The sequence below is a fragment of the Nocardiopsis alba genome, assembly GCF_000710955.1.
In the GTDB taxonomy this organism is placed as follows: Bacteria; Actinomycetota; Actinomycetes; order Streptosporangiales; family Streptosporangiaceae; genus Nocardiopsis; species Nocardiopsis alba.
Genome location: NZ_BAZE01000015.1, coordinates 77,110 through 103,174, shown reverse-complemented (window position 1 = coordinate 103,174; position 26,065 = coordinate 77,110). Strand labels below are relative to the sequence as shown.

Sequence of the window (26,065 nt, the reverse complement as noted above, 5' to 3'; positions counted from 1 at the left end):
GTCAAATCAGTTGCAATCTGCTACTGATTTGAGGAGGCGCGATGAACACGATGGCCCGAAGGAGACTGCTCTTAGCGGCGATCTGCGCGGTGGCGGTCTCGACCATCTACGCGGCCCAGCCCGTACTCGCCCGAATCGGCGACGACCTGGGGGTCCCCGAAGCCGACCTGGGATGGATCGTCACCGCCGGACAGCTCGGCTACCTGATCGGCCTGGTGCTCCTGGTGCCTCTGGGCGACATGTTCGACCGACGCCGGCTTCTGGTCGGGCACCTGTCCCTCGCCGCCGGCGGTGTGCTCCTGGCCGCGGTCGCGGACCGGCTCTGGCTTCTGCTCTCGGCGCTCGCCCTCGTCGGTCTGCTCGCCGTGGTCGTCCAGACGGCCGTCGCCTACGCCGCCGACCTCTCCTCCCCCACCGAACGCGGGCGCACCCTCGGCATCGTGACCTCGGGGGTCATCCTCGGCATCCTCGGTTCCCGTGTGCTCGCGGGAGGGCTCGCCGCGCTCTGGGGGTGGCGAAGCGTATACCTGACACTGGCCGTACTACTGCTGGCACTCGCCTATCTCGCGCTGAGGCTTCTACCGACCGACCTTCGCACCGAACGCCCGACCTACGGACAGGTGCTGTTCTCCCTCGGCCGCCTGTTCCACGAAGGGCTGTTCCTCTCACGCGGGCTGATCGCGTTCTTCCTCTTCGCCTCCTTCGGCACGCTCTGGAGCGGCCTGGCCCTGCCGCTGGCGGCGGAACCCTGGAACCTGGACACCGCGCAGATCGGCCTCTTCGGGGTCGCCGGTCTCGCCGGGGCCCTCGGCGCCGCTCGCACCGGACGTTGGGCCGACTCCGGACAGGCCGATATCGTCACCGGAGCCGCACTGGTGCTCCTGGCGGTGTCGTGGGTGGCGACCGGACAGGTGAACTGGTCGCTCTGGGCGGTCGTCGTCGGCGTCGTCGCCCTCGACTTCGCGGTGCAGGCGGTGCATGTGAGCAACCAGCACCTGCTCACGACCGCCCGACCGGGCCGGACCGGCAGCGTCATCGGCGGGTACATGGTCTTCTACTCGCTCGGCTCCGCTCTCGGAGCGACCGCCACCACAACGGTGTACTCGACCTACGGGTGGACGGGGTCCAGTGTTCTCGGCGGGGCCTTCTCCCTCTGCGCGCTGGCCGTCTGGGCGATCGGGCGGCGCGTGGTGGCGGGTGACCGGCGCAGCGTGGCCGCGTAGTCGAGGTCGGGGGGTGGGATGCCGTCAGGATCGTGAGTGAGGCCCGGAAGAGGCAGGACACCGAGGAGCGTCCTGTCGTCCTGGAGGCGAGTCCGGCCCTCATACGCGGAGAACAGCAGGTCGAGGCCCGTACGCACCGTTGGGAGATCGGTCCATTCCCGCGTGCGCGGGACTCGGGCACCGACGGCCCCGGGAGACTCGACGGTCGAAGTCTCCCGGGGCCGTTCTCATACCGTCACCCTCTCCGCCTCACCGCGCGTACGCGGCACGACCCGGCAGAGCCTGGTGACCAGACGCTCGTTTCTTCTCCCCTTCTTCCCGGAAGGACACCGATAAACGCCGAGATGGCGCCGAAGCCGACCACGGAAAAGAACGACGGTGAGTTCGAACAGAAGGGCGACTGCCATATACGGTTCGTCTCCTCGGTATCTCAGAAGCTCCTGGCGACATACCGTCGAAGGGTTCTGAATCCAGACCGAAGCCTCGGGGTCGGCATGAGCAGCAGCCGAGACCGCAGCAGCGAGGCCATCAAGAAGACGAGGGGGATTTTATTCAAAGTCCCTCTTTCGAGAACATCGAATGAGACAACACGACCTTACGCAGACCACACTCATTCCGTCAAGAAAAAATCACCCCGAAAACCATCCGAGCGCCGATTTTGTTTGACCCGTTTTGACCGGACGAAAGCAGAGGAGGCGAAAACCCGAAAGGGATTCATCTCGGCGTCCCCCTCACCGTCTCGGCGCGCTCACCCGATACGCGACGTGTCGTGGTGACCGACCGTCCGAGCCGGCCCGGGTCGACCGAAGTCGTAGACCACCACCCGACCCCCGCACCCCCGTTCGAGCCGTTCTCGAACGGCGGCCGGTGTGAACGGAACGACTCCGAGGTGAGGCGTCGCCTCCGCTCACGATGGCGACGGCCCCGGCGGGCCCACCCTCGAGGGCCTGCCGGGGCCGTGCTCATGCCGCCACTCTCGTCGCCTCATCACGCCGACTCAGCACCGCGCCGGCCAGAACCACGAGGGTCACGCCGATTAGGTACCCGAGGCTGTTGGCCAGAAGGTCGTCCAGCGCGCTCTGCCGCCCGGTCGCGAGAACGGCCTGAGCCACCTCGATCGTCAGCGACAGCAGTGGGCCGAAGAGCCACACGACCCAACGGGTGAACAGCAGGGCCGCGACAATGCCCAAAGGAAGGAAGAGAAGGATGTTGAGCATCCACTCCTCCCAGTGCAGGGAATTCTCGGTCACATGCTCGCCGGAGAGGAAATCGAACGGGATGAGGCTGACATTGACTCCCCCGCTTCCGACCTGACCCCAACCGTCGACCGGCTCGACGAGGACGATCACATAGGCGAGCAGGGAGACCGCCAGCACGACCCGGCAGACCCCGGTGACCAGGCGCTCGTTTCTTCTCCGCAGAAGGACACCGATGAACGCCACCGCGGCACCGACGACGACCACGGAAAAGAACACCGGGACGTTCACGTAGAAGAGCAGCTGCCACATACGTCTCGCCTCCTCGACATCTCAGAGGCTCCTACCGGCATCCGACCGAAGGGGTCTGGAACCTGCCCTGCCCTTCGGCCTCCATGTATCCGACCACGCCGCCGGGAACCCGCACCTGTTCCCAGGTCTGACTCACCGTCTCTCCGGCCGCGACGCCCCGCTTCGTCCCGCTCACCCTGCCGGTGTCACCGGAGAACCATCCGAGCTTCAGGTTCACCGACACACCCGAGCGCTTCACGTAACTCACCCGGACGTAGTTGCAGTTGTTGGACCGCAACGACAACGTTCCATTGGAAAGCCTCGTCGAGGTATCGCCGGCCATACGGTCGAGGTCGCTCCCCGTCTCGACGATCCGCCCATCGTCATAGACGGTGATCTCGACCTCCACCTCCTGCCCCTCTTCCTCCGCATGGGCGACATTCGACATCGGAAGCAGTAACGCCACCAAGAACACGAGAAGGTGTTTCTTCAAAGTTCCCCTTTCGAGAACAGCGAATGAGACACCACGACTTTACGCAGACCCTACAGATGGCGTCAAGGAAAAAATCGCATCGAACGCCGCCCACATATTGCCTTGATCTGACCCGCTTTACCCCGACAGAAGCAAAGGAAGACCGAAGACCCGAAAAGGATTTGTTTCAAAAATTCCATACTCACTTCAACCCCCACCACCGGAGGCGAAGCACTTAACAGGAAGGCCCTCATGGATCACGAGAAATCAAAAGCCAATACACTCATATAGATTCCAAAATCGGGCGATCTCGACATCCAGAATTCACCGTTTCGATGATCCACAAGAGGGAACCCGGTAGATATCCACCCCTCGGAGCCTCCGGCCGTTCGAGCCCGCCCGGGTCAGTCGAAGTCGTAGACCGTCACCCGAACCCCACGCTCCAGAAGTTCCCGCTCCACCAGGGGCTGGATCCGTTCCCACTTCCCGCCGGCCAGCCCGCAGCCGATCCGGGGCATGTGCACGGTGGCGCCGAGTTCGAGGGCGTGCGCGGCCAGGGCGCGCAGACAGGAGGCCACCGCCTCGTAGCGGATCGGCGGGCCGCCGCTACCGCGCCGCATGCCGTGTTGGCCGATCATGTTCGCCACCCACTGGTCCGCTTCGACCTGGACCAGGCGCACGGCACCGAGTTCGAAGTCGTTGTGGGCGCGTTCGCGATACCAGGCACGGTAATCGCGTTCGGGCTCGGGCCAGCGGCGGGAGATCGCCAGGACGAACCCCTTGCCCCAGCCGCCCCGGTCGTTGCAGACGTGAGCGATGATCTTGGGCCCGGAGGCCTGCGGGCTGGTGGCGTCTCCACGCAGGATGCGCAGGCCGGACGGCGGTGGGGTATCGGGAGAGTCGGACATGTGTGAACGATAACGAGCAGGTCGGACACTCCTGTGGAACGCTCGGCGTGCGGCGAGGCACGGGCTCCCCTGCCCGCTGGCCAGGTATCAGACCTCCGGTTCACGCGACCGTTCCATGAGTTCTCGCATGGAACGGTGGAACTCGTGACGCCGCTCGGCGCTCCAGCCCTCGGTCAGTCGGTCGAAAACCCGCTCCTGCCAGTGGTGGGCCTGTTCCAGCAGGGCACGCCCCTCGTCGGTGAGCGACGCCTCACGGCGTCGCCCGTCCGTCCGGGAGACCTCCATGGCCAGGTATCCGTCTTCGGTCGCGCTCTTGACCAACCGCGACACCCCGCTCTGGTCGATGCCGACCTCGTGGGCGATCGCGTTGACCGTGGCCGAGGCCCCGCGTTCGGCGAGCGAGTGGACCACTTCGCAGACGAGGACGATGCGGCCTCGGTCGGCCTCCTTCGGGTCTCCGGCCGGTGTTCTGCGCGCCCAGTGGCGGACGAAGGCGAACAGGGTCTGCCCGGGGCCATCGGCGCTCATACCGTGGCCGCCATCTCGTGGCAGATGTGGGCGAGGTCGAGCGCGGACCCGAGGTCGGGCAGTCGAAGTGCCGCGGTGACCTTGCCGCCGGCGACCCGGAAGACCGTCGCCACACGGGTCGGATCCTTGCTCTGCGGCCAGGTGGCGTCCTGTTCCACCACCATGAGGCGCTCGGCGACCGGATGCCACGAGCGTGGGATCAGCCTGATCCCCGAGCGCTCCACCCAGTCGGCGAACTGTTCTGGAGTGATGGATCCGGCGCCCTTGGGCCCGAGAACGACGATCGGGTTCCCGACCGCGTCCGCCGCTCGTTTCGGGTCACCATCGTTGACGCTCGTGTGCCACTCGTCGATCGCCGGTTCGATGTTCGGTTCCATACCTCAACTCTATGCGAAACGCATAGACTTACGAAAGAGTAAGAGGCCTGACCTGGGAGCGAAGTCGAACCATCCGCCACACAGGACCCATAGGACAAAGAGCACCCCACCCAACTCATTCTCATCACTAGTACCAATTTTCGAGAACCGCTTTTTGTCGAACTGACAAGAAGCTAGGCTCGCCGCATGCACAACGAAACCTGGCGACCACCCTGCGTACTCCTCACCGTCGACCTGGTGATCCTGACCCTGCGCTCCTCGGCCCTCCACGTCCTCCTTGTCGAGAGAGGTATCGATCCTCACAAAGGCGAACTCGCCCTGCCCGGGGGCTTCATCTCCGATACAGGAGAGGACATCTTCGACGCGGCCTGTCGAGAGCTGAGGGAAGAGGCGGGCCTGGACGCGACGTCTCTGCATCTGGAGCAGTTGAACACCTACGGCCGCCCCGACCGGGATCCACGTGGGCGCATCGTCTCCGTCGCCTACCTCGCCATCGCCCCGGGGCTACCGGAACCGGAAGCGGGCACAGACGCCTCGGCGGCCTCTTGGAGACCCGTCGAGGAGTTCACCTCAGGTCACCGGAAACTCGCCTTCGATCACCGGGAGATCCTCGATCACGGGCTGGAGCGAGCCCGAACGAAGATCGAGAACACCTCGTTGGCCACGGCGTTCTGCGACACGACCTTCACCATCACCGACCTGCAACGGGTCTATGAGGCGGTGTGGGGATTCGAGCTCGATCCGCGCAACTTCTACCGCAAGGTGCAGGCGATCTCGGGCTTCATCACTCCGGTCGACTCCGATCGACGCACCACCAAGGGGCGACCGGCCCGCCTGTTCCAGGCCGGTCCCGAGCATCTACTCCGCCCACCGATGTTGCGCCCGCTCCCCCAGCCTCGGCCCTTCTCCCGACCCCGGAGTGAGACGTCATGACCAGCGATGACCTTGTGGTGGTTCTGACCGCCCTGAACCTGGAGTACCAGGCCGTACGTGAACGGCTGCTCTCCCCTGAGCCGTACACACACCCTCGCGGCACCCGATTCGAGATCGGCTCTCTGCCCGATGGCCGTGGCCGCGTCGTCCTCGGCCTGACGGGTAAAGGCAACCAGTCGTCCGCGATCCTGACCGAAAGGGCCGTCCAGGAGTTCTCACCCTCGGCGCTGCTCTTCGTCGGGGTGGCCGGGGCCCTGTGGGACACCCCGCTGGGCGATGTGGTCATCGGATCCCACATCTACGCCTACCACGGCGGAACCAGCGAGGACGACGGCCTCAAAGCACGACCCCGCGCCTGGGAGGCACCACACCACATCAGTCAGACCGCCGCGCATGTGGCCAGGCTCGGTACCTGGGAACGGCTCGTACCGGTCCAGCCGAACCACCCCCAGGTGCATTTCGGCCCCATCGCCGCCGGGGAGGTCGTGCAGAACTCCCGTGTCTCCGCGGAGGCCGAGTGGATCAGGCGGACCTTCAACGATGCCCTGGCCGTGGAAATGGAAGGCGCCGGAATCGCCCAGGCCGGTCACCTGAGCGGGACCCCGGTCGCGGTCGTACGCGGCATCAGCGATCACGCCGACGGTGAGAAGGCCACCGAGTCGGACCGGAATCAGCAGCCTCTCGCCGCGGCGAACGCCGCCGCCTTCGCGCTCGAGCTCGCCCGAGAACTCACGAGACAAGAGGAGCCCCCCACCATGCGCGACGATCGCCCGGCACCTTCCGGCGGAAACGTCTCCAACACCGCTCATGGCAACGTCGGTGTTCAAGCCGGGCATGTCAGTGGCGGCACCTTCCACGTGTCGCTCACCTCGACCACGAGCGCCCCCGTCGCTCTACCGGAGCAGCTCGCCGCGTTGCGGGAGGATCTCTCCCGAGAACGTTCCGCGGGGCGTATCGACGCGGAGACCCATGAGGCCGCGTCCGAGGAGATCGACACCGCCGACAAGGGGATCGCCGAGGCGACCCCCGAGGGCCGTAAAAGGTCTCTTCTCGCTTTGAAGCGCCTGCTCGGGTTGCTCGGCGACCTGGCCTCGTTGGCGACCAAGGTCGCGTCGATGATCACCGCTGTGAAGGGGCTCTCATGAGTGGGCCCGGCACCGTCAACACCGCGGGTCCTCATTCCTTCGTGGGCGTCCAGGCCGGTGAGGTCTGGAACTCCGACATCTATGTCGTGGGGCCGGACGACCCTCCCGAGCGCGAATACGAACTGGGGGTCAAGTACCTGGAGTGCGGGGTTCCGGACAAGGCCCGCGACCACATCGAACGCGCGCTGAATCGCGGATACGACAGCTCCCGGGTTCGCTTCCACCTGGTCCTGGCACTGCTCAGCAAACGCTCCTACCGGGACTTGGACAGGAGGAACCTCGAGACACTGAAGGCGCTGTCCGGTCGGTGGATACCCGATACCGAAGGTGCGGGAGAGGAGGCGTGGCACGAGGCGCTGAGCGTCGTTCTCATGCTGGTGGCCTGTGTGGACGGTTCCGACGCGGATCCCGACACAGTGGTGGATCGTCTACAGGCTCTTCCCAACCCACAACGCGACCTCGCGTTGCGCCACCTGGGTCTGGTCCTGACCGGGAGCATGAAACAAGCGATCTGGAAGAAGTACCAGGAGACCGCGAAAAGGGACAGAACCTCCAATGATCGTACCGAGCGAGCCTGGATCTATTTCCAACCCGAACCGGCCACGGCCCGGGCACGTAGGCCACGTCCGCCCTCGACCAGCGGCTGGGACGTCTTCGGGGCGACCCTTCTGGCCGGAGGGGTCCTGTTCCTCTTCTTCTCTCTGCTGAGGTCCGCCCTCGGGCATGGCAGCATGGCGGCGCTCCTCGCCTGCCTGGTGACACTCGTTCTTCTCCCCGCGGCCGGTTGGCACATCGCCCTGTGGGACCACAAACGGCGACGCGTGATCGCCGCGCTCAAGGACCAAAGCCCCCGGACCTCCCAACGCACCCTGCCCGACAACGGTTTCACCGAGCGGGTGGAGAGCACCTTCGAGCACTACTTCGGCAAGTACACACCCGTTTCCGAGAAGCGGGCCGACTGGTTGGAGGCGACCAAGGGGATCCGTCGCTCACAGAGTCGAGAGGTCGCCCGGATCTATCGGGAGACCGGCGTCCGCCCCGGACAGGTGAACTGGCTGATCCGATTCCTGGTGCGCGATGTGCAGCAGCGCCGGAACGCCGGACTGCCACTGCGGCCGGAGGAGATCCACCGGGTCGCCAAGGCGACCAGGATCCGTTGCCAGGCCCTGTGCGCGCTCTCCGCGTTGGGGATCGGGTTCGTCATCGTCGCCGCCTTCCAGCACGCACCGGTGGTCACCGTGGGCTGCGTTCCGGCGCTGGTGTTCCTGTCCAGGTTCGCGATCCCTCTGTGGCTGGGGATCTACAGCGAACGTCGACGTTTCCGCGAGGAGACACGGGAACATATGGACATCCTCGCTGTTCGTAAGGCCGAGTACGAGCGTTGGAAGGATTTTCTCGACCGGAACAGGCCCACGGAGACCGAGATGGAGAAGTGGCTCGAGGCCGATAAGACCCTGATCCTCCACGAGGCGATGTCGTACCACCGTCTGGCATGGCACGAGGTCATCACCCACGCCTTCCTGCCCACCCCGGACCGTCCATGCAAGAACGCGAAGATGAAGGGCGGCCCCCTGCGGTACTCGAAGTACGTGATCAGGATCTTCCTGATCACCAACGAAGGGGTCCGCGAGGCCTCCGCCGAACTCGACTTCGAGCGCGCCTCATGGCTTCTGAGCGAACGGGACAACTACCGGTTCGACGCGCTCTCCTCCGTGCAGGTGGAGATGTCCAGTCGCTACAACTACACGCTCAACATCACACTGACGAACGGCCCTACCAAGAGCACGATCGTCTCGGAGACCCCGACCCTGGTCGGCACGGATATGACCAGGCCGAAAGAGGAAGATCAGAACGAGACCACCAAGATCAACCTCGAGGCGGCGGGGTTCCCCCACACCCTCCGCGTCCTCGAAGGCATCGCGGCGGAGGGCAAACCCTGGTTCGATCGCCAGTAGAACCCCACCTCGTTCGAAGTCCCTGATCCTTCAGCGAAGGTCCGACCGCGAAGAGGTATGAAGTCCGCGGCCTGTCCGGGGCATCCTCGCGGGTGCCCCGGACAGGCCCGGGCCGCGTGCGCTCGGGCGCGGGGATCGATCGGCGCCATGCCGAACGTCGAGACGATCCATTCGGGCCTATGAGTCCGCCCTTGCGCACGCGGGGGGACCGGCTTCGGGTTCACGCCCGGACCACAACCGGCCTCTCACGTCCACACCGTTCCGCCCCTCCACCGGACCGGCTAGCGTCGGGGCGGACCACTCCCCCGGCGGACCGGAAACGAGACCCCCATGACGACCAGCGACTACGACGACTTCGCGGCCGCCTACGCGGCCGACAACGAGGTCAACCTCTCCAACGGCCACTACGCGCGCCCCGCGATACTGAACATGGCGGGCGACGTCGCGGGCCGCCGGATCCTGGACGCCGGCTGCGGCGCCGGCCCGATCGCCCTGGCGCTCCGTGAGCGGGGCGCGCGGGTGACCGGGTTCGACTCCAGTGCGGAGATGATCAGGCTGGCCCGAGAGCGGCTCGGCGAGGACACCGATCTGCGCGTGCTCGACCTGGCCGAGGAGCTCCCCTTCGAGGACGGCGCGTTCGACGACGTCGTCTGCTCGCTCGCACTTCACTACCTGGAGGACTGGTCCGCCCCGCTCCGTGAGCTGCACCGGGTGCTCCGGCCCGGCGGCCGGCTGATCCTCTCGGTGGACCACCCGATGGTCCACAAGATCGTGCATCCGGAGGCCGACTACTTCGAGACCTCTCTCTGGCCCTTGGAACACGAGTTCCAAGGTCGAAAGGCCGTGCTGAACATCTGGCACCGTCCGCTGCACGCGATGGTCAAGGACTTCACCCGGGCCGGGTTCCGGATCGCGGACATCGACGAGCCGCCCTACGCCGAGGACACGCCCGCCGAGCTGCTGCCGCCCGAGATCCGGGGACGGTCCCGCTTCATCGGGTTCCTCTTCTTCGTCCTGGTCGCCGAGTAGCGCGTCGACGCATAACGAGGGCGCGGCCCCACGGCATCCGCCGCGAGGCCGCGCCCTTCGTCTTCTAGGAGAAGACGGTCATGCCGTAGAGCACGAAGACCATCAGGTGGGCGGCGCCGTGCAGGGCCGTCACCCGCTTACCGGAGAAGGTCGTCAGGGTCAGCAGCAGAGTGACCCCGAGCAGTACCAGGTTGGTCGGGTTCTCGGCCAGGATCACGGTCTGGCCGGTGAACAGTCCGATGGTGAGCACCGCGGGGATGGTGAGTCCGACCGTGGAGACGAGTGCCCCGTGACAGAGGTTGCTCACCCGCTGGATCTCACCGCCCAGGGCGGCGCGGATCGCGGTGAGGGTCTCGGGCAGGAACACGATCATCGCGATGAGGATGCCGGACAGCGCGATCGGTGCCCCGGCGCGGTCGAGACCGTCGTCGAGAAGACTGGCCATATCGTGCGAGAGCAGCACGATCGGGATCACGGTCATCACGAGGACGAGCGCGCGGGCGATCACCTCGGAGCGGTGTTCGGAGATGATCGCCAGGACCGAGACGCGCTCCGGCTTCTCCTGCCGCGCCACCACGCCATCGCTCTGCGGGGTAACGCCGGCGCCGGTGGCCCCCGCGGAGACGACCTCCTTGAAGTCGTCGCGCTGGGCGCCCATCTGCCGGGTGAGGAAGGCGACGTAGAGGATCACCGTGAGGATGATGATCGGGATCTCCTGGCCGGCCGTGTAGGCGCCGCCCTCGCCGATGAGGCCGGGCAGCGCGAACGCGACGGTGCCGAGCACCACGAGCAGCGACAGGTAGGTCGATACGCCGGTGCTGTTGGCGCGGACGTCCCTGTGGCGCAGGCCGCCGATGAGCAGGGAGGCGCCGACGACGAGGTTGAGGATGATCATCGACACGGCCATGACGGAGTCACGAGCGATCGTGGCGTGTTCGCCGGGGCCGAGCATGACCGCGGATATCAGGATGACCTCGATCAGCACGATCGAGAGTGTGAGGATGAGCGTGCCGTAGGGGTCGCCGAGTCTGTGGGCGAGGTGTTCGGCCTCGACGACGACGCCGAAGGCGCACACGATGATGACGGCGACGATGGCACCCAGGACGGCGATCAGCGCCGGGGTCGGCAGGTGCGCGGCCAGGAACGGCTGGGCGACGAGGGTCGCGATGAACGCGCCCCAACCGAGTGCCAGTCGGATGATCACCGCAGGCGTCAGGACACCGCGGAGAATGTGCTGAGTTCGCACGGGTGGATACCCGTTTCTGCTGGGCCGTCCCTGCTCATGTGCTCATCCGAACGGGCCGTCCCGTCGGGATCCTTCGTGATCCATTTTACCCGTCGCGGATGGACGCTTCGCCTCGGTGCGCCCGTACGCGACGGGATCGGCCCTGAAGGGGCGGAGGGATGAGTCCTCCACCGGTCCCGGACCGTCGGCGTCGACGGTCGGGGCCTACACTCGCGAGAGGCGACCCGTGTCGACGCCGTCCTTGGAAGGAACGTCTTGGCCTCGCACGTCTATTTCGACTTCTTCGGCACCCTGGTCGACTACGACCCGTCGATCCACCCGGCCGACTACAACGCGCCGTACGAGTTCGCCCGCCGGGCCGGGCTTCCGCTCTCCTCCGAGCGGACGGACGCGCTCTGGTCGCGGGCCTGGACCGAGCTCGACGATCGCGCGTGGGAGACCGGCCGGGAGTGCTCGATGCTGGAGATCGCCGCCCGGTATCGGGAGTTGCTCGGTTCGCCTCGGGTGGGCGAGGGAGAGATCGACCGGCTGATCGCGGAGTATCTGGAGGTGTGGACCTCCGATGTGCGCGCGGCCGACGGGGCTCTGGACTGCCTGGCCGACCTCGCGGAGGACCACCGTCTCGCCATCGTCAGCAACACCCACCACATTCCGCTCGTGCCGGATCTGGCCAAGGCGTTCGGGATGACCGGGTACGTCGCCGACGTCGTCACCTCGGTCGAGGTCGGGTGGCGCAAGCCCGATCCCCGCATCTACACGCATGTCCTGGAGCGTCACGGGATCACCGCGGCGGACGCCGTGTTCGTCGGCGACAACTGGACGGCCGACGTGGAGGGGCCTCGTCGGGCCGGGCTGGCGGCCTTCTACGTGGGCGCACCGGCGGAGGGCCGTGTGCCGGTGTCGCTCGCCGAGCTGCCCGGATCGATCCGCGAGCTCGGCTGATCCGAGCGGCCGTCCATCAGGAAGAGACCCCTGCGGCCTCACTCCGCGGCGAGCGGTCGCGGGCCTCCCTGTCGAGCAGGTCGGCGTCGGCGATGAGCCGGTCGAGTCGGACGAGGGTGTCGGCCATCTCCTCGACCTTGGAGGCGAGACGGTCGCGTTCCACGTTCAGCATCTCGCGCTGCTCCCGTGTGGCCTGACCGCCGCCCACGCAGGGCAGCAGGGCCGCGATGGAGCGGCTGCTGAGGCCGGCCGCGTAGAAGCGCTGGAACAGGCGCACCACCTCGACGGTCTCCTCGGTGTAGCGACGCTGCCCCGAGGGGGTGCGTTCCGGGGCCAGCAGCCCCTGTTCCTCGTAGTAGCGCAGCGCACGCACGCTCACCTCTGCCCGCCGAGCGAGCTCTCCGATCTTCATCGCGCCGAAATCTCCTCTCTCCAGCACTTGAACCTCACGCCGACGTGAGGTTCTAGGTTAGCGGTCATGGACATGCGAAACGAGATCGCGCTGGTCACCGGCGCGAACCGCGGAATCGGCCAGGGCTTCGTCGAGGAACTGCGCGCGAGAGGCGTGAAGAAGATCTACGCGGCCGTACGCCGGCCGGAGACCGTTCCCGAGATGGAGGGGGTCGTCCCGCTGAGGTTGGACGTCACCGACGACGCGTCCGTGGCCCGGGCCGCCGAGCTCGCCGGGGACACGACACTGCTCATCAACAACGCCGGGGTGTCGACCTTCGCCCGGCTGACCGATGGGGCGGAGGAGGACATCCGGCTGGAGATGGAGACCAACTTCTTCGGCCCCTTGCGCATGGTGCGCGCCTTCGCCCCGATCCTGGGCGCCAACGGGGGCGGCGCCGTGTTGAACGTGCTGTCGGTGATGGCGTGGATGGCCTTCGAGCACTCCAACAGCTATGGAGCCTCCAAGGCCGCGGCCTGGTCGTTGACCAACGGCGTCCGCCACGAGCTCGCCGCGCAGGGCACCCGGGTCACGGGGCTGGCCATGGCGAGCGTGGACACCGACATGATCGCCGACATCGAGGACGAGAAGTCCGACCCCCGCGTGATCGCCAAGGCCGCGCTGGACGGTGTGGAGACCGGTGCCTTCGAAGTGCTGGCCGACACGCGGACGGCAGGGTGGAAGTCCCGGCTCGGCGAGGACCCGGCCCTTCTGTACCCGCACCTGACGGAGGTCGGGGTGGCCGCACGGTGAGCCCTGTCGGCCGGGGCTCTTCAGCGTTCGGCCACGTTACTCGTGGGGCTCCAGGTGGGCCCGAAGGTCCGTGTGCTTCTCGCGGACCTTCGGGTTCGGACGCCGCTCGGCCATGCGCAGGAAGGGCTCCGCGTCGTCGGCGTCGACGTGGCCGTCCCACAGCAGTCGATCGAGGACGCCCATGCCCCAGAGCTGGACGGCCGGATCGGGGTCGGCCAGGAGATCACCGACCAGCGGAAGGTCCTCGGCCCTGGCGACCACGCGGAACAGCTCGACGGCGAGGTGTCGACGTTCGGGGGCGGGGTCGGTCCGGTAGATCTCCAGGCAGCGGGACCTGGCGGCGTCGGGACGCAGGAGCCGCAGCACCGAACTCGCGTGCTCGGCGGCCGGGCGCCCCTCGACGTACCAGTCCACCGCCCGGCGCATCGCCTCATCGCCCAGGAGCGAAGTGATGGCCCGCCGGGCGATGGCGTCGCCGCCCCGGTTCGGATCGGCGCCGATCTCCTCGGCCAGGGCCCGCCAGTCGATGGGGTCCTCGGGGTTCGTCACGCGTCCATGGTGACAGCCGATCACCCCGGGGAAACGCCCCCGGGTCCGATGCGCACCTCGTCCCGACGCGGCGAGGCCTCGTGCCCTCTCCCCGGTCACGGGTGAGGGCACGAGGCCCGTCGTAGGCCGGGAACACCGTGGCGCCCCGGGCCGGTGTTCAGGCGTGCGGGGACCAGAAGGCGACCAGACGGCCGACGCCGTGCTCCACGTTCTTCCAGGAACCGGAGAAGGTCAGCACCGTCGTCGCGCTCGTGGGGTAGCCCGAGCGGTTCATCCGCGCGAGCAGGTCCCCCTCGGCCTCGCCCGCCAGCGCGTCGGCCAGAGCGTGGAGTCCGGGGTTGTGGCCGACGAGCATCAGGTCCTCGACCTCGTCGGAGGTCTCGTTGAGGATCGCGATGAGCTCACCGAGGGAGGCCTCGTAGATCCGTTCGTCGTAGACGGTCTTGGGGCGCTGAGGTAGCTCGGCGACGACGAGCTTCCAGGTATCACGGCAGCGGGTGGCCGTCGAGCACAGGGTGAGTTCGGGAACGACCCCGGATCCGGCCAGCCATTGGCCGGCCACCGGGGCCTCCTTGCGCCCCCGTTCGGCGAGGGGGCGTTCGTGGTCGTCGTTGTCGGACCATTCGGCCTTGGCATGACGGAGCAGGACGAGGCGACGGGTTGCTTCAGTCATGTCGTCAACTATTCCACGTTCCGTGCCCAAAGTATCGCTTTCCGCGATATTCGGAGCTTCTCGTCCGGGTCGCGTTCCAGATCCACAGCGCTCGACACCGCCTGAACCCCGCATACGCGGCACCTGAGCCCTCCAGATCTACTCCAGACCGCTGAGGACCGAGTGATTCTCGTGTCCATGCGGACCATGGCCCATCGGTGCTCCGCCGATTCGCCGTCCGGCACATCGCCGAAGCATGAAAAGAAAGGTAACGACTTATCCTCAACAGGCCATTACCTCTTCATGATGTCCGTCGGTGACCGGTGCGTGGAGCGGGCCCCAGGCCCCCGCTCAGAGCTTGTGGGCCACGCCGCCGTACTGGTCCAGGCCACGGCGGGCGCTCAGCTCACCGGCCAAGGGACACCACTTCGGGCAGGGCACCACGCCCGGCTCCAGCAGCTCCAGCCCCTCGAAGCGGGCCGCGACCGCCTCCGGGCTGCGCGACCTGACCCGTTCAAAGGACAGTGCCTGAGCGGGTGAGGTCTCACCGGAGAGCCAGGGGCGTGCTCCCATCGGAGACCGGTCCCTTTCCGAGGAGACCCCGCCCACGTGCGCCGGTGTCCGTGACAGCGCGTTCGTCCGGGAACGTTCCCAGGGATGGTCGTTGGCCGGGTGCCGCACCCCGCCTCAATCACCGCCCCCTCCGTCACCTCCATCGCCTCCGGAACCGCCGTCATAGCCGGAGCCGGTCTCACCGCGACCGCCTCGGTACCGCCGCAGCATCCGCTGTTGTCTCCGCCATGCGCTCTTGCTCATCCACTCGGGGCGCCGAGGGGCGTTCCGGTCCTCCTCCCCCACGACGATCATGAACCCGATCACCACGACGAACGTCACGACCGAGAGAATCACGATCCCCAGAAACTCCAGAATCCGCGCCAGGACGTTCCCCGCGGTGGTCACGACCGTGGCGACCGCGTCCCGGACATCGGGAACGGTCAGGATCATGAACAGGGCCATGATGACGCCCAGGTACGCGGCGCTCATGGCGACCATCGGAAGGTGGAGAACGCGCCCGCGATGACGGGGGACATCGCCGACGCAGACGACGGTCAGGAGGCACGCGGCGCACACGAACGCGGATGCGGCCAGGACCACCGGAAAGAACATCGTCCCGTGATCCCGGGACAGCGCACGCTCGAACAGGGCCAGGGTCATGCCCACGTTGCCGCAGGCCGCCCACAGCGCGAAGGTCACGAGCCTGTCGTTACGGCCCCGATGACGTTCTTCGCCGTAGGAGTCGACCACATCCCAGAGGAGGTAGACGCATAACAGCGCCAGTCCTCCGGCGATCAAAGACATCGACAGCATGGCGGGGCCTCCACGACATGATGGTGATCGACCTCTACCCTCCTGGCCGCCACCGAGGGCCTGGAGCCATGGCCGGATCAGGACACGGCCCACACCCATCGTTCATGGACGCCCTGGGCGCGCAAAGAAGAGGGGTAACGACCTCTATCCAGCAGGCCGTTACCCCTCATCGTGTTCGTCGGTGACCGGTGCGTGGAGCGGGACCCCCGGCCGCCGTTCAGGGCTTGCGGGCCACGCCGCCGTACTGGTCCAGGCCGCGGCGGGCGCTCAGCTCACCGGCCAGGGGACGCCACTTCGGGCAGGGCACGACACCCGGCTCCAGCAGCTCCAGTCCCTCGAAACGGGCCGCGACCGCCTCCGGGCTGCGCAGGATGTAGGGGACGTCCCCGTGCTTATTGCCCGCCTCGATGGCCTCGTTGTAGGCCTCGCTGGTGTTGGTGCCGTCGTAGCTGGCCAGATAGCTACCGGAGGGCAGGGCGCCCAGCAGCTTCTGGACGATCGGCTGGAGGTCCTCGTCCGGGATGTGGCCGAGCACGCCCATGAGCATCAGCGCGATGGGCCGATCGAAGTCCAGCGTCTCGGCGGCCTTCTCCAGGATCGCGTCGGGGTCGCGCAGGTCGGCGTCGATGTAGTCGGTGACGCCCTCGGGGGTTCCCACGAGGAGGGCGCGCGCGTGCGCGAGCACGAGGGGGTCGTTGTCCACGTAGACGACGCGGCACTCGGGGGCGATCCCCTGGGCGACCTCGTGGGTGTTGTTGGCGGTGGGCATCCCGGTCCCGATGTCGAGGAACTGGCGGATGCCCGCCTCCTCGGTCAGGTGGGTGACCACGCGGATCAGGAACTCCCGACTGGTCCGGGCCAGGTCGACGATCTCCGGGAAGGACTCGGACACTTGGTCGCCCGCGATGCGGTCGATCGGGTAGTGGTCCTTGCCGCCCATCCAGTAGTTCCAGATCCGGGCCGAGTGGGTCCGGGTGGTGTCGATCGGGGCGGGACGGTCGGGGTCGTTGTAGGTGGACGGGGAGGAGTCGTCGGACATCAGAGCATCTACCTCTACACGCAGGGGGTCGCGCCACGCGGCCGAGCATCCGGCGATCGCCTCGGGGCGGCGATCGCTCTCGGCCATAAGCCGGTCGCCCCAACCATAGGGGAAAACGCCTTCGTTGGGCGGATGTGAGGTATGGGTTTCTTGTGGTCTCGTGTGACTCATCGTCGACCACAGGCGCTCGATGGGCGTTCCTTCGAGTCGCCGGCGACCTCGGGAACTTCTCGCCGGAGCGGGTGAGAACCGGCCGAGCATCGAGCAGGGTGAATCGAACCGACACCTTTACGGTATAGATTCACTGATTCTCACCGGGAGTCCGACGCCGAATTCACAGGTGAGGGCATCGCCCAACGGTCACCGTTATCTTTTCGCGACCACTTGTGGCCATCCAACACCGCTCACAGCACCTTCGACGTACTTTTGGGCCCCTACTTCGGAGGTGCGATGAGAGGCTGCATCGTCTTCGTGGCCCTGGGTCTCCTGGGCGGCCTCGGGGTCACGCTCTTCGGTGAGGTGCTGAGCGGGAGCCTGTCCGCCCTGCTCTGGCTCCTCGCCCTGATCGCGGCGACCGCGACGGCCATCGTGCTCGCCGACCGGCTGTCGACGAAGCGGGAGAACATCGACGACGCGTCCGGCGACGATGAGGAAGAGGAGGAGAGGAGGCGCAGGTTCCGCGACCGCCTGGGCCTGTTCGGCGTCGCTCTGTTCATCGCCATGTTCCCCGCCACCCTCCTGCTCGCGATGTTCGAAGCCACCGACCCTCTCATCCCCTACGCGCTGGGCGCGGGGGGCGTGGGGTTCGTCCTCTCGCTCTTCGGAGATCGTGGAGGAAGCGGGGAGGGTGGAGGGGACGATGGTGGAGGTGAATGACGAACGCTCACCCTCCCGTCACCGCGCGCCTTCGCCATGGCTTCGGTGAATCGACCTCGTGAAGGCCCGCCACTCAGTGGGTCTTCACCCCTCGATCGCGCGAGTCCATGAGGAATCCGCGCAGTTCGTCGAGGGTGGAACGCGTCCTGAGCGAGAGGCCTGAGCCCGACGACGGCCTCGGCCCACCCGGCGCCGCCGAGGCCGTGGAGGGCTCCCCTCCCCCAGCGAGGGAGGCCCTCATCCGCTCCACCAGATCCGAGTCCAGCCACTCCCCCATGAGGTCGGGCTTTTCCCGGGGCGACGGCGGTTCCGGCCGGGCCGCGGGTGCGGGAACGGGGTGCAGGAGTTCACCCGGCGTCGAACGGCACCGGGCACCGCACAGAGCGCAGTTCCCGCCCGGGACGTTACGAACGCCGGAGTGCTCCGGGCAGGTCCCGTCGGCCTTCCTTTGAGAGTCGAGGTGGAACTCCGGAGCCCGCCCGAAGGGATCGTCGTCCGGCGTCGGCCATCGCGGCGAGAAGAACCCCGCACCGGTCACACCCCGCCCCAGAGATCCGTCCAGGAAGGCCCGTGCCGCCTTCAGGCCGCGCAGCCGGTGCATCAACGCGGGGAACGGGCGCCGCAGCCCCTCCATCCCGTTGAACAGGGCGGTCACGTCGCCGACGCCCAGGCCTTGGCGGAGCAGATCGTCCACCGCCCGCCCGAGCCGTCGCCTATCGGCCGCCGGTTCGCGCAGGCGAATGTTCGGAATGCGGGAGATGAGGCGATGGGGTCCGTCCGATCGTTTCGGTGCGCTTCGCTCCCCTGTACCTACGCTGTCACGGACGGAAGCAGGGGCCTCGTTCGAAGAGCGTGTATCAGGACAACCGTCTGTAGCGCTTTCCGAGCCGTCGTCCTCGGCAAGATGAGCCGTCGTTCCTACCGATGGGTAAGGGCGGGTGGTCTCGTCCAGAGGCCCTTCACCGAGCCTGTCCCGCGCCTCGTTGATCTCCTTCAGGGTCTGCTCCGGGTAGGCGGAGGCCGGGATCAGCAGCTCCAGTACCGAGGGGAGCCGGTCGCCCCATCGCTTTCCGTCGGCGAGGTCCTCGGCGAAGAAGGCCCGCACCTGACGCCGGTCGAGTTTGCGAACCAGCCCGGCCTCGACCAGGTCGTCGATCGCGCGCTTGACGGTGGGCAGGCTCATGGTCCCGCCGGAGCGCTCGACCACCGCCTTCAAGTAGAGGAAGCAGTAACGGCCGTCGCAGTCACCGGCCGTGGCGATCACCGAGGCGACCGTGTAGGCGCGGGTGCTGCTGAAGAGGCCGGCCTTGAGCGCGTCGCGCACCCAGAGCAGAGGGATGAACCCGATGCCCTTCAGGGCGCCGAGCGGGCGCTTGCGGATCACATGCGCGCCCAGAGATCGCGCGGTTTCGGCCACGTCGACGGGGAGGGTAGGGGTAGACTCCATCACGAGTCGCCTTCCTGGTGCTTTCAGGGAGGTGGCACGGTCGAACCGCCTGTTGACGCAGGCGTCGGCCACAACCCGGCCCGGTGCGCTAACACCGGCCGGGTTTTTTCTTGTCGTGTTCCACGCTAGCGAGTCGAACAGGGGTTCGTGGCCTTTTCGCTGGATACCTCATATTCGGTTTGAGAAGGACAGGGAATCACGGAAAGAAATGCCTGAATTGTTCGCTTGGTTCGAAATAGGCGAGCAACACCCGCCGATCCGATACCAAGGCTCGCGCCGGAACGTACAGAGGTGCTCCGGGCGGTTCGGGGGAAGGTGAGAGGTTCGGGGCGTTCGTTCGGTATCGCTCCGATCACCCCGGGTAGGGCGAAGGGTATGACTCCCCGCTACTTCCCCAGGAACGTCCGCCCCACGGACGCCGATCGGCTCGTTCCCCTGTTCAGCGCCCTGTCCTACCCCGCGTCGACCGAACGGATACGGGCGCGGCTGGAACGTCTGGGCCAGGACCCCACCTATGAGGCCTGGGTGGTCGAGGATTCCCGCTGGGAGCTGGTGGGTTTCGCCGCCGGGCATCTGCTGTTCCCGATCGAGGACGACACCCCTGCGGCCCAGCTCATCGCCCTGGTCACCGCCGAACACGCGAGGGGGCGGGGGGTCGGCGCGGCCCTGTGCTCCGCGTTCGAACGGTGGGCGACGGGCCGGGGCGCCGCGCGGGTGCAGCTGAACTCCGGGGAACCCCGGAGTGAGGCGCATGACTTCTACTCGGGGCGCGGTTACACGGCCTCGGGCGTCCGGTTCAGCAAGCGTCTGGCGGACGCCTCCCGCTGAGGCGCCCGGCCGATCCACGCACGCGAGGGGCCCGGGGGTCCACCCCGAGCCCCTCGAAATCTCTCCGGGGTACGAAGGCACCCCACCGGCGAAACCTCGGCAGGGGTCGAATCCGCACTCCCGGGCTCAGAACACAGGACGCCCCACCGCGCGAGGGCGGTGGGGCGTGCCCCCGTCACCGGTTGGGCGCGGCCCCACTGACATCGGCGAGGGCGGAGTCCTCGTCGACGGCCAGGGCCAGGTCCCCTATGGTCACGATGCCGGTCACCTCCTCGCCGTCGACGACCGGCAGGCGGCGTACGTGCTCCACCCGCATCGCGTGCACGGCGTCTCCGACACTGCTCTGATGCGGCACCGTCACCGGTTCGGAGCTGCACACCTCGCCGACGGTCACGGTCTCCGGGTCTCCCCCTTCGGCCACACATCGGACCACGATGTCCCGGTCGGTGAGGATGCCTCTCAGGTGATCGTCCTCCAGTACCACGACATCGCCCACGTCCTGGTCGCGCATGATCTCGGCGGCCTCGCGCAGGGTCGTGTCCGGGGTGACGGTGTGCACCACGGGGGTCATCACTTCGACGATGCTGTCCACCATGGCCGTTCTCCCTTCATCGCTACGGCCCTCATCGAAGCCCCTGACCGACCCCGCGCGCCCCGAAACGTCCCCGGCCGTCTTCTCCTCGAGGTGCGGCCCCGAGGGGCCGGGCCCGTGGGCTCCGGTCCCCCGAGGGGCCGCGTCGCGGGGTCAGGCGCAGTTGTGCGCGGCGGAGGTGGCCGAACCGACGACCACGTCGATGCCGCCCGGAGCGGTCAGTCGGGCCCCGTTCACGGTGAGGGAGCCGTCCTCCTCGACGATCTGCTCGTTGACCACGAGGCGGGCCCCGGTGATCCCGAGGTCGACGTCGATCTCCAGGTCGGGGGTGTCCCCGATCTCGATCGGAACTCCGGCGACCTTCAGCGTCATGTCGACGGAGCCGACCTGTTCCTCACAGGTGCTGGTGGAGGCGACCTCCACCCCGGACAGTTCGATGAGCGAGAGACCGGCCAGGCCGATCCGCGCCTCGGAGACGTTGGCGCTCGCGGTGACGGCGGTCGGGTCGGTGTCGCTCACCACCTGGGCGCACAGCACGTCGGCGGTGACCAGCGCCGACCCCAGACGCTCCAGGCAGGAGGGTTCGGTCTCCTCGGCGTGCGCGGTCCGCACCTCGCCGCTCTCGGGGGCCGGTCCGATGGAGATCGGCAGGCCCAGGACGGGGATGTCGGCGGACAGGCCGAAGGCGCTGCCGGTCACGTACTCCAGGAGGACCTCGGCGGAGGCCTCCGAGGGCAGGTAGAAGCCGTCGCCGTCGAAGGTCAGGGAGACGGGGACGGTGGTCTCGTCGGTGAGGGGCTGGGCGACGGCCTCGACCGTGCACGTCACCGCTCCGTCGGCGGCGGTCGTGCCCTCGCAGGCCTGTTCGGAGTCACCGGCACCCAGGGTGAAGGCCACCGTCTGGTCGGCGACCGGGGCACCGGTCTCATCGATCAGCGTGCCCGACAGTTCGGCGGCGGTGTCGTTGGCGATCGAGGCGGGGCCGGTGTACTCCAGCTCCGTTTCGAGGGTGATGCGCAGTTCGGTCTCGTGGGAGGAGGCCTCGTACTCGTCGTCTCCGGCGAAGTCCAGCCGCAAGGGGACCGTTCCGTCGTCGGTGAGGGGCTGGTCGACGGTGTCGATCACGCACGTGGCCCCGCCGTCGGAGCCGGTCGTGCCCTCGCAGACCTGTTCGGAGTCACCGGTGCCCAGGGTGAAGGAGACCGTCCGGTCGGCGACCGGTTCGTCCCCCTCGTCGGTCAGGGTGCCGGACAGCTCGACCGATTCTCCGTTGGAGACGATCTCGGGGCCGGTGTAGGCCAGCGAGGTCTCCTCCTTCTCCACCGGCGGCTGTTCGCCGTCGCAGCCATTCGTGCTGGTGAAGTACTTCTCGTGGTAGCCGAACGGGTAGGGCGCCAGCTCCTCGCCGTCCACGACGATCTCCTGGGCGGTGCCGTTCAGGCGCTGTTCGTAGTGCAGGTGGGGTCCGGAGCTGACACCGGTGTTCCCCATGGTGCCGACCTGCTGGCCCTGTTCGACCCGCTGCCCGTCCTCGACCGTGCGTGTGTCCAGGTGGTAGTGGCGGGTCTGCCAACCTCCCTCATGGTCGATGTTGACGACCAGACCGGCGCCGGGCCCCTCGGTCAGACGGGCGGTTCCGGGGGCGGAGGCGAGGATCGGGGTCCCGAGGTCCTGTCCACCGTCGGCGCGGATGATGTCGAGGGCGTTGTGGTCGTGCCCCTCATAGGTGGAGTAGGTCACCCGCAGTCCGCATTCGAAGGGCGCCTTGAAATCCGCGGGAAAGTCCAGGGCGGTCGCGTCGTCGGTGGCGGGTTCCGCGTGGGCGACGCCCAGGGAACCGACGAGAAGCGCGGCGGAGGCCACGAGGGCGGTCAGGAGACGACGGGGGTTCGTTTGCCGTGCGGGCCGTTTCGTGAAACGGGAAGGCGACGAAGAAATGGTTCTCTCCTCGGTCGGGCACCCGTGAAAGGCAGGGTTCACGGACGCCATGGCGATGGAAGACGGCGCTGTCCATTCTCAAGGGACATGGGGGATATCGGGCGGCACGATCACTCGGGGAGGAAAAAGGGAATCGGCTCGAAAACCCTTCACCCGTGAAACGGAATCGTGGAACCCGGAACGGATGGCCGGCGCCGGAAAACTCGACGCGTCAACATCATTCATCAGGACCCGATGGCGCTCAAGCGATAGAGGTGTCCGTACTCGGCCAATCGGAGCACCGGGGGCGTTCTCCCTTCACGCCCGTTTTCTCCGGAACCACGCGTGGGATGGATCCCCGAAAAGGGACGGCGTCCCGAATACGTCTCCGTCTCCGACCGTTCTCCGCCCCTTGTGGGACGCCGTCAGAGAGGGGTGTCGAGGACTTCGCGCAGGAAGGTCCGCACCTGCTCGGCGTGGCCGCGCGGGTCGTCCAGATGCACCCAGTGGCCGCAACCGGCGAGTTCACGCAGGCGGGTGCCGGGGCGGGCACGGACCATCTCCTCGGCACGACCCCGAGACAGGAGCGGGCTGTTCCCACCGCGCAGGAGCAGGGCCGGGTGGGCGGAGGCCGCCCAGTCGGCCCGGAAGTCCCCGGTGTTGCCGTGTTGAACGGCCATCATGTCCTCGTGGTCGAAGCGCAGCCGCCACCGGCCACCGCTCTCGTGGGCGCTGTCCATGAAGTAGCCGAGCGCGGGCACGCCCTGTCCCGTGAGGAAGTCGGCGAGGGCGTTCCGATCGGGGAAGGAGCGCGGCCATTCGGTGACGTCGAAGACCGGATGTTCGAGCTCGGAGGCGTCGGTGACCGACCCGACGTCCTCGATCACCAGGGCGCGGACGAGGTCGGGGCGGCGGGCCGCCAGCCGGTAGGCGACCACCCCGCCCATGGAGTGGCCGAGCAGGAGGGCCGGCCCCTGGTCGAGGTGTTCGAGGAGGGCGACGGCGTCGTCGACGAACGCATCGCTTTCGAGGTCGCCGCCGTGGTCGGAGAGTCCGTGGCCGCGCTGGTCGAGGGCGATGACCCGGAACTCCGGGGCCAGGTACGAGGCCGGGGCGGAGAAGGTGGAGGCCCGACCGAACGTGCCGTGCAGGGCGACCAGCGGGACGCCGGCGCCGCCGAAGTCGAGGAGGCCGAAGCGTCGGCCGCGCAGGTCGAGAAAGGAGGGGGTGGGCACGGTGATCTCCTCAAGGGCCGGTGACGAGGGGAGGCAGGAGCATCGCACACACCGTCGCGGGAGGCGAAACGGCCCGCTCATGAGGTTGTTGACCGTCGTTTGGTCGTAGCCCGAGCCACCTCCGGGTAGATGCGCTCGGACACCCTGTGCCCGTGGGCCTCGCCCGAGGCCGGGACGTACCGGAGGAGGTTCCGATGACCCGTGGCACCGGATCGACGCACACGACCGCGGGTGTCCCCCGACAGACGAGGTCGAGGGGCACCGGATCGAAGGGTCACGAACCGTCCATGGACGACACCACCGACTTCGACAGCGCCCTGCGCGGGCTCATCGCCCCCGCGCCCACCTTCGTCACCGACGATGAAGGCCGTCTGGTCTGGGATCTGCGCCGGTTCGACTTCCTCCAGGGCAAGACCGCGCCGGAGACCGTCCACCCCCATCTGTGGCGCCAGGGCCGGCTGACCGTCCTGAGCGGGCTCTTCGAGGTGACCGAGGGCGTCTACCAGGTCCGGGGCATGGATCTGTCCAACATGACCCTGATCGAGGGCGACGAGGGCGTCGTGGTCGTGGACCCGCTGGTCTCCGAGGAGGTGGCCGCCGAGGCGCTGCGGCTGTACCGCGAGTACCGATCCGATCGTCCGGTCACCGCGGTCGTCTACACCCACCCGCACCTGGACCATTTCGGTGGTGTGCGCGGGGTCGTCGACGAGGACGACGTCGTCTCCGGTCGGGTGCCGATCGTGGCCCCGGAGCACTTCATGGAGCACGCCGCGTCGGAGAACGTGTACGCGGGCACCGCGATGATCCGGCGCGGCATGTACTTCGCCGCCTTCGACCTGGATCCCGGGCCCGAGGGGCGGGTCGGGATGGGGTTGGGCATCGGGACCTCCAACGGGAGCGTGGGGCTGATCCCGCCGACCCTGGAGATCACCCATACCGGCCAGGAGGAGGTCCTGGACGGGGTCCGGTTCGTGTTCCAGATGACCCCGGGCACCGAGGCCCCGGCGGAGATGAACTTCCACCTCCCCGAACGTCGGGCCCTGTGCACGGCGGAGAACGCCTGCCACACCCTGCACAACCTGCTCACCCTGCGGGGCGCCCAGGTCCGTGACGCGCGCATGTGGTCGCGCTACCTGAACGAGACAATCCGACTGTTCGCCGACGACTCCGACGTCGTCTTCGCCTCCCACCACTGGCCCACCTGGGGCACCGACGCGCTGCGCGACCTCCTGGCCGAACAGCGCGATATCTACGCCTACCTGCACGACCAGACGCTCCGGCTGATGAACAAGGGCTTCACCGGGATCGAGATCGCCGAGGAGCTGACGCTGCCGCCCGCGCTGGAACGGGCGTGGAGCTCGCGCGGCTACTACGGATCGGTCTCCCATAACGTCAAGGCGATCTACCAGCGTTACATGGGCTGGTTCGACGGCAACCCGGCCCACCTGTGGCAGCATCCGCCCAAGGCTCAGGCAGAGCGTTACGCCCGCGCCATGGGCGGGGTCGACGGTCTCCTCGCACAGGCCCGGGTCTTCGCCGACGAGGGTGATCTGCGGTTCGCCGCCGAGCTGGGTTCGCACGCGGTGTTCGCCGCCCCCGACCGCTCCGACGCCCGGGAGTTCCTGGCGCACGTGTTGACCCGTCTCGGCCATGGGTCCGAATGCGCGACCTGGCGGAACTTCTTCCTGGTGGGGGCCTCCGAGCTCACCTCCGAGGTGCCGCCCACGGCCCTGCCCCTGGCCGACAGTCTGCTCTCGGCGTTGAACGTCACCCAGATCCTCGACTCCCTGGCGATCCGCGTCGACGGGCCCCGCGCCTGGCGGGAGGAGCTGTCCCTGGAGCTGCGGGTGACCGATGTCGGGGAGCGTCATCGGGCGCTGCTCTCCAACGGGGTCCTCGTCCACTATCCCGACCCCGAGGAGGACGAGGGGTCCGGGCTCACCCTCACCCTCACAAAGGAACGGCTGCTCCGGGTGACCGCGGGCGCCGAGCCGGAGGGTTCGGAGTACGAGGGCGATCTCGGGGTGCTGCGCCGTCTGATGGCGCTCCTGGACGCACCTCGACCCGACTTCCCCATCGTCACGCCCTGACACGAACGTGGCCCGACCGGAAC

General features: G+C 67.7%; 26 protein-coding genes. 10 read left to right on the top strand and 16 right to left on the bottom strand.

What is annotated here, in order from left to right:
• The first annotated feature begins 41 nt into the window (after positions 1-41).
• Positions 42-1,223, top strand: a complete 1,182-nt coding sequence (locus TR33_RS23435) for an MFS transporter (protein ID WP_042285549.1) — start codon at positions 42-44, stop codon at positions 1,221-1,223.
• A 962-nt stretch (positions 1,224-2,185) separates the two neighbouring features.
• Here the strand turns inward: TR33_RS23435 and TR33_RS23430 are convergent.
• From TR33_RS23430 to TR33_RS23410, 5 genes are all read right to left on the bottom strand, one after another.
• On the bottom strand, positions 2,186-2,731 hold the full coding sequence (locus TR33_RS23430; RefSeq protein ID WP_017536264.1) for a VanZ family protein: 546 nt from the start codon (positions 2,729-2,731) through the stop codon (positions 2,186-2,188).
• 31 nt (positions 2,732-2,762) lie between these two features.
• Entirely contained in the window at positions 2,763-3,158 is a 396-nt protein-coding gene (locus TR33_RS23425) for a hypothetical protein (RefSeq protein ID WP_234305947.1), read from the bottom strand.
• A 428-nt stretch (positions 3,159-3,586) separates the two neighbouring features.
• Positions 3,587-4,090 carry a macro domain-containing protein gene (locus tag TR33_RS23420; RefSeq protein WP_042285546.1) on the bottom strand — a complete coding sequence of 168 codons (504 nt, stop codon included), beginning with the start codon at positions 4,088-4,090 and terminating at the stop codon, positions 3,587-3,589.
• An 87-nt stretch (positions 4,091-4,177) separates the two neighbouring features.
• Positions 4,178-4,618 (bottom strand): MarR family winged helix-turn-helix transcriptional regulator, encoded by a 441-nt coding sequence (locus TR33_RS23415; protein WP_017536260.1) that lies wholly within the window; start codon positions 4,616-4,618, stop codon positions 4,178-4,180.
• Complete coding sequence (locus tag TR33_RS23410; RefSeq protein ID WP_017536259.1) at positions 4,615-4,995, bottom strand: hypothetical protein; 381 nt, start codon at positions 4,993-4,995, stop codon at positions 4,615-4,617. Before TR33_RS23410 ends, TR33_RS23415 begins: the two co-directional genes overlap by 4 nt.
• A gap of 186 nt (positions 4,996-5,181) precedes the next feature.
• Between TR33_RS23410 and TR33_RS23405 the strand changes: the two genes are divergently transcribed.
• The 4 genes from TR33_RS23405 (at position 5,182) to TR33_RS23390 (ending at position 10,057) form a co-directional block, all read left to right on the top strand.
• Positions 5,182-5,928, top strand: coding sequence for an NUDIX hydrolase (locus TR33_RS23405; RefSeq protein WP_017536258.1), 747 nt, complete (start codon positions 5,182-5,184; stop codon positions 5,926-5,928).
• A complete protein-coding gene (locus TR33_RS23400; protein WP_017536257.1) occupies positions 5,925-7,073 on the top strand; it encodes a 5'-methylthioadenosine/S-adenosylhomocysteine nucleosidase family protein in 1,149 nt (382 codons plus the stop codon). The genes TR33_RS23405 and TR33_RS23400 overlap by 4 nt, the downstream gene beginning before the upstream one ends.
• The gene (locus tag TR33_RS23395; protein ID WP_017536256.1) at positions 7,070-9,028 is read left to right on the top strand and encodes a hypothetical protein; all 1,959 of its coding nucleotides are present in this window, start codon (positions 7,070-7,072) and stop codon (positions 9,026-9,028) included. Before TR33_RS23400 ends, TR33_RS23395 begins: the two co-directional genes overlap by 4 nt.
• A gap of 330 nt (positions 9,029-9,358) precedes the next feature.
• A complete protein-coding gene (locus TR33_RS23390; RefSeq protein ID WP_017536255.1) occupies positions 9,359-10,057 on the top strand; it encodes a class I SAM-dependent methyltransferase in 699 nt (232 codons plus the stop codon).
• Between the two features lie 64 nt (positions 10,058-10,121).
• Here the strand turns inward: TR33_RS23390 and TR33_RS23385 are convergent, their stop codons facing one another.
• Entirely contained in the window at positions 10,122-11,303 is a 1,182-nt protein-coding gene (locus tag TR33_RS23385) for a calcium:cation antiporter (protein WP_042285543.1), read from the bottom strand.
• A 255-nt stretch (positions 11,304-11,558) separates the two neighbouring features.
• Between TR33_RS23385 and TR33_RS23380 the strand changes: the two genes are divergently transcribed.
• Entirely contained in the window at positions 11,559-12,245 is a 687-nt protein-coding gene (locus TR33_RS23380) for an HAD family hydrolase (protein WP_017536253.1), read from the top strand.
• A gap of 16 nt (positions 12,246-12,261) precedes the next feature.
• Here TR33_RS23380 and TR33_RS23375 read toward each other — a convergent pair whose 3' ends face one another.
• Complete coding sequence (locus tag TR33_RS23375) at positions 12,262-12,657, bottom strand: MerR family transcriptional regulator (RefSeq protein WP_042285542.1); 396 nt, start codon at positions 12,655-12,657, stop codon at positions 12,262-12,264.
• A gap of 66 nt (positions 12,658-12,723) precedes the next feature.
• Between TR33_RS23375 and TR33_RS23370 the strand changes: the two genes are divergently transcribed.
• The gene (locus TR33_RS23370; RefSeq protein WP_042285539.1) at positions 12,724-13,449 is read left to right on the top strand and encodes an SDR family oxidoreductase; all 726 of its coding nucleotides are present in this window, start codon (positions 12,724-12,726) and stop codon (positions 13,447-13,449) included.
• A 36-nt stretch (positions 13,450-13,485) separates the two neighbouring features.
• Here the strand turns inward: TR33_RS23370 and TR33_RS23365 are convergent, their stop codons facing one another.
• The 5 genes from TR33_RS23365 to TR33_RS23345 form a co-directional block, all read right to left on the bottom strand.
• A complete protein-coding gene (locus TR33_RS23365; protein ID WP_234305946.1) occupies positions 13,486-13,998 on the bottom strand; it encodes a hypothetical protein in 513 nt (170 codons plus the stop codon).
• A gap of 157 nt (positions 13,999-14,155) precedes the next feature.
• A complete protein-coding gene (locus TR33_RS23360; RefSeq protein ID WP_041562027.1) occupies positions 14,156-14,671 on the bottom strand; it encodes a SixA phosphatase family protein in 516 nt (171 codons plus the stop codon).
• Between the two features lie 330 nt (positions 14,672-15,001).
• Positions 15,002-15,223: an SAM-dependent methyltransferase gene (locus TR33_RS26450; protein WP_267880674.1), complete on the bottom strand. Its 222-nt coding sequence runs from the start codon at positions 15,221-15,223 to the stop codon at positions 15,002-15,004.
• A gap of 114 nt (positions 15,224-15,337) precedes the next feature.
• Complete coding sequence (locus tag TR33_RS23350) at positions 15,338-16,018, bottom strand: hypothetical protein (RefSeq protein ID WP_017536247.1); 681 nt, start codon at positions 16,016-16,018, stop codon at positions 15,338-15,340.
• Positions 16,019-16,235: 217 nt separating this feature from the next.
• Positions 16,236-17,057, bottom strand: a complete 822-nt coding sequence (locus TR33_RS23345; RefSeq protein ID WP_026125317.1) for an SAM-dependent methyltransferase — start codon at positions 17,055-17,057, stop codon at positions 16,236-16,238.
• 450 nt (positions 17,058-17,507) lie between these two features.
• On the opposite strand from TR33_RS23345, the gene TR33_RS23340 reads away from it, so the two are divergent.
• Positions 17,508-17,933, top strand: coding sequence for a hypothetical protein (locus tag TR33_RS23340; protein WP_042285535.1), 426 nt, complete (start codon positions 17,508-17,510; stop codon positions 17,931-17,933).
• A gap of 73 nt (positions 17,934-18,006) precedes the next feature.
• Here the strand turns inward: TR33_RS23340 and TR33_RS23335 are convergent, their stop codons facing one another.
• Entirely contained in the window at positions 18,007-19,380 is a 1,374-nt protein-coding gene (locus TR33_RS23335) for a helix-turn-helix domain-containing protein (protein WP_042285533.1), read from the bottom strand.
• Between the two features lie 375 nt (positions 19,381-19,755).
• On the opposite strand from TR33_RS23335, the gene TR33_RS23330 reads away from it, so the two are divergent.
• Positions 19,756-20,208 carry a GNAT family N-acetyltransferase gene (locus TR33_RS23330; RefSeq protein ID WP_042285532.1) on the top strand — a complete coding sequence of 151 codons (453 nt, stop codon included), beginning with the start codon at positions 19,756-19,758 and terminating at the stop codon, positions 20,206-20,208.
• 175 nt (positions 20,209-20,383) lie between these two features.
• On the opposite strand, the gene TR33_RS23325 is transcribed toward TR33_RS23330, so the two are convergent.
• From TR33_RS23325 to TR33_RS23315, 3 genes are all read right to left on the bottom strand, one after another.
• Complete coding sequence (locus TR33_RS23325; protein WP_017535319.1) at positions 20,384-20,803, bottom strand: CBS domain-containing protein; 420 nt, start codon at positions 20,801-20,803, stop codon at positions 20,384-20,386.
• 150 nt (positions 20,804-20,953) lie between these two features.
• Positions 20,954-22,663 carry a M23 family metallopeptidase gene (locus tag TR33_RS23320; RefSeq protein WP_042285531.1) on the bottom strand — a complete coding sequence of 570 codons (1,710 nt, stop codon included), beginning with the start codon at positions 22,661-22,663 and terminating at the stop codon, positions 20,954-20,956.
• A gap of 479 nt (positions 22,664-23,142) precedes the next feature.
• Positions 23,143-23,952, bottom strand: a complete 810-nt coding sequence (locus TR33_RS23315; protein WP_042285529.1) for an alpha/beta fold hydrolase — start codon at positions 23,950-23,952, stop codon at positions 23,143-23,145.
• A 194-nt stretch (positions 23,953-24,146) separates the two neighbouring features.
• Between TR33_RS23315 and TR33_RS23310 the strand changes: the two genes are divergently transcribed.
• Positions 24,147-26,042 (top strand): alkyl/aryl-sulfatase, encoded by a 1,896-nt coding sequence (locus TR33_RS23310; RefSeq protein WP_084570322.1) that lies wholly within the window; start codon positions 24,147-24,149, stop codon positions 26,040-26,042.
• Positions 26,043-26,065 lie beyond the last annotated feature (23 nt).

What these genes read in the sequence shown, in the direction of transcription:
- TR33_RS23410 (WP_017536259.1), bottom strand. Translation starts at nt 4,995, where the DNA reads ATGGAACCGAACATCGAACCGGCGATCGACGAGTGGCACACGAGCGTC.
- TR33_RS23395 (WP_017536256.1), top strand. Translation starts at nt 7,070, where the DNA reads ATGAGTGGGCCCGGCACCGTCAACACCGCGGGTCCTCATTCCTTCGTG.
- TR33_RS23375 (WP_042285542.1), bottom strand. Translation starts at nt 12,657, where the DNA reads ATGAAGATCGGAGAGCTCGCTCGGCGGGCAGAGGTGAGCGTGCGTGCG.
- TR33_RS23415 (WP_017536260.1), bottom strand. Translation starts at nt 4,618, where the DNA reads ATGAGCGCCGATGGCCCCGGGCAGACCCTGTTCGCCTTCGTCCGCCAC.
- TR33_RS23335 (WP_042285533.1), bottom strand. Translation starts at nt 19,380, where the DNA reads ATGGAGTCTACCCCTACCCTCCCCGTCGACGTGGCCGAAACCGCGCGA.
- TR33_RS23420 (WP_042285546.1), bottom strand. Translation starts at nt 4,090, where the DNA reads ATGTCCGACTCTCCCGATACCCCACCGCCGTCCGGCCTGCGCATCCTG.
- TR33_RS23340 (WP_042285535.1), top strand. Translation starts at nt 17,508, where the DNA reads ATGAGAGGCTGCATCGTCTTCGTGGCCCTGGGTCTCCTGGGCGGCCTC.
- TR33_RS23310 (WP_084570322.1), top strand. Translation starts at nt 24,147, where the DNA reads ATGACCCGTGGCACCGGATCGACGCACACGACCGCGGGTGTCCCCCGA.
- TR33_RS23370 (WP_042285539.1), top strand. Translation starts at nt 12,724, where the DNA reads ATGGACATGCGAAACGAGATCGCGCTGGTCACCGGCGCGAACCGCGGA.
- TR33_RS23405 (WP_017536258.1), top strand. Translation starts at nt 5,182, where the DNA reads ATGCACAACGAAACCTGGCGACCACCCTGCGTACTCCTCACCGTCGAC.
- TR33_RS23430 (WP_017536264.1), bottom strand. Translation starts at nt 2,731, where the DNA reads ATGTGGCAGCTGCTCTTCTACGTGAACGTCCCGGTGTTCTTTTCCGTG.
- TR33_RS23360 (WP_041562027.1), bottom strand. Translation starts at nt 14,671, where the DNA reads ATGACTGAAGCAACCCGTCGCCTCGTCCTGCTCCGTCATGCCAAGGCC.
- TR33_RS23345 (WP_026125317.1), bottom strand. Translation starts at nt 17,057, where the DNA reads ATGTCCGACGACTCCTCCCCGTCCACCTACAACGACCCCGACCGTCCC.
- TR33_RS23325 (WP_017535319.1), bottom strand. Translation starts at nt 20,803, where the DNA reads ATGGTGGACAGCATCGTCGAAGTGATGACCCCCGTGGTGCACACCGTC.
- TR33_RS26450 (WP_267880674.1), bottom strand. Translation starts at nt 15,223, where the DNA reads ATGGGAGCACGCCCCTGGCTCTCCGGTGAGACCTCACCCGCTCAGGCA.
- TR33_RS23390 (WP_017536255.1), top strand. Translation starts at nt 9,359, where the DNA reads ATGACGACCAGCGACTACGACGACTTCGCGGCCGCCTACGCGGCCGAC.
- TR33_RS23400 (WP_017536257.1), top strand. Translation starts at nt 5,925, where the DNA reads ATGACCAGCGATGACCTTGTGGTGGTTCTGACCGCCCTGAACCTGGAG.
- TR33_RS23435 (WP_042285549.1), top strand. Translation starts at nt 42, where the DNA reads ATGAACACGATGGCCCGAAGGAGACTGCTCTTAGCGGCGATCTGCGCG.
- TR33_RS23330 (WP_042285532.1), top strand. Translation starts at nt 19,756, where the DNA reads ATGACTCCCCGCTACTTCCCCAGGAACGTCCGCCCCACGGACGCCGAT.
- TR33_RS23425 (WP_234305947.1), bottom strand. Translation starts at nt 3,158, where the DNA reads ATGTCGAATGTCGCCCATGCGGAGGAAGAGGGGCAGGAGGTGGAGGTC.
- TR33_RS23350 (WP_017536247.1), bottom strand. Translation starts at nt 16,018, where the DNA reads ATGCTGTCGATGTCTTTGATCGCCGGAGGACTGGCGCTGTTATGCGTC.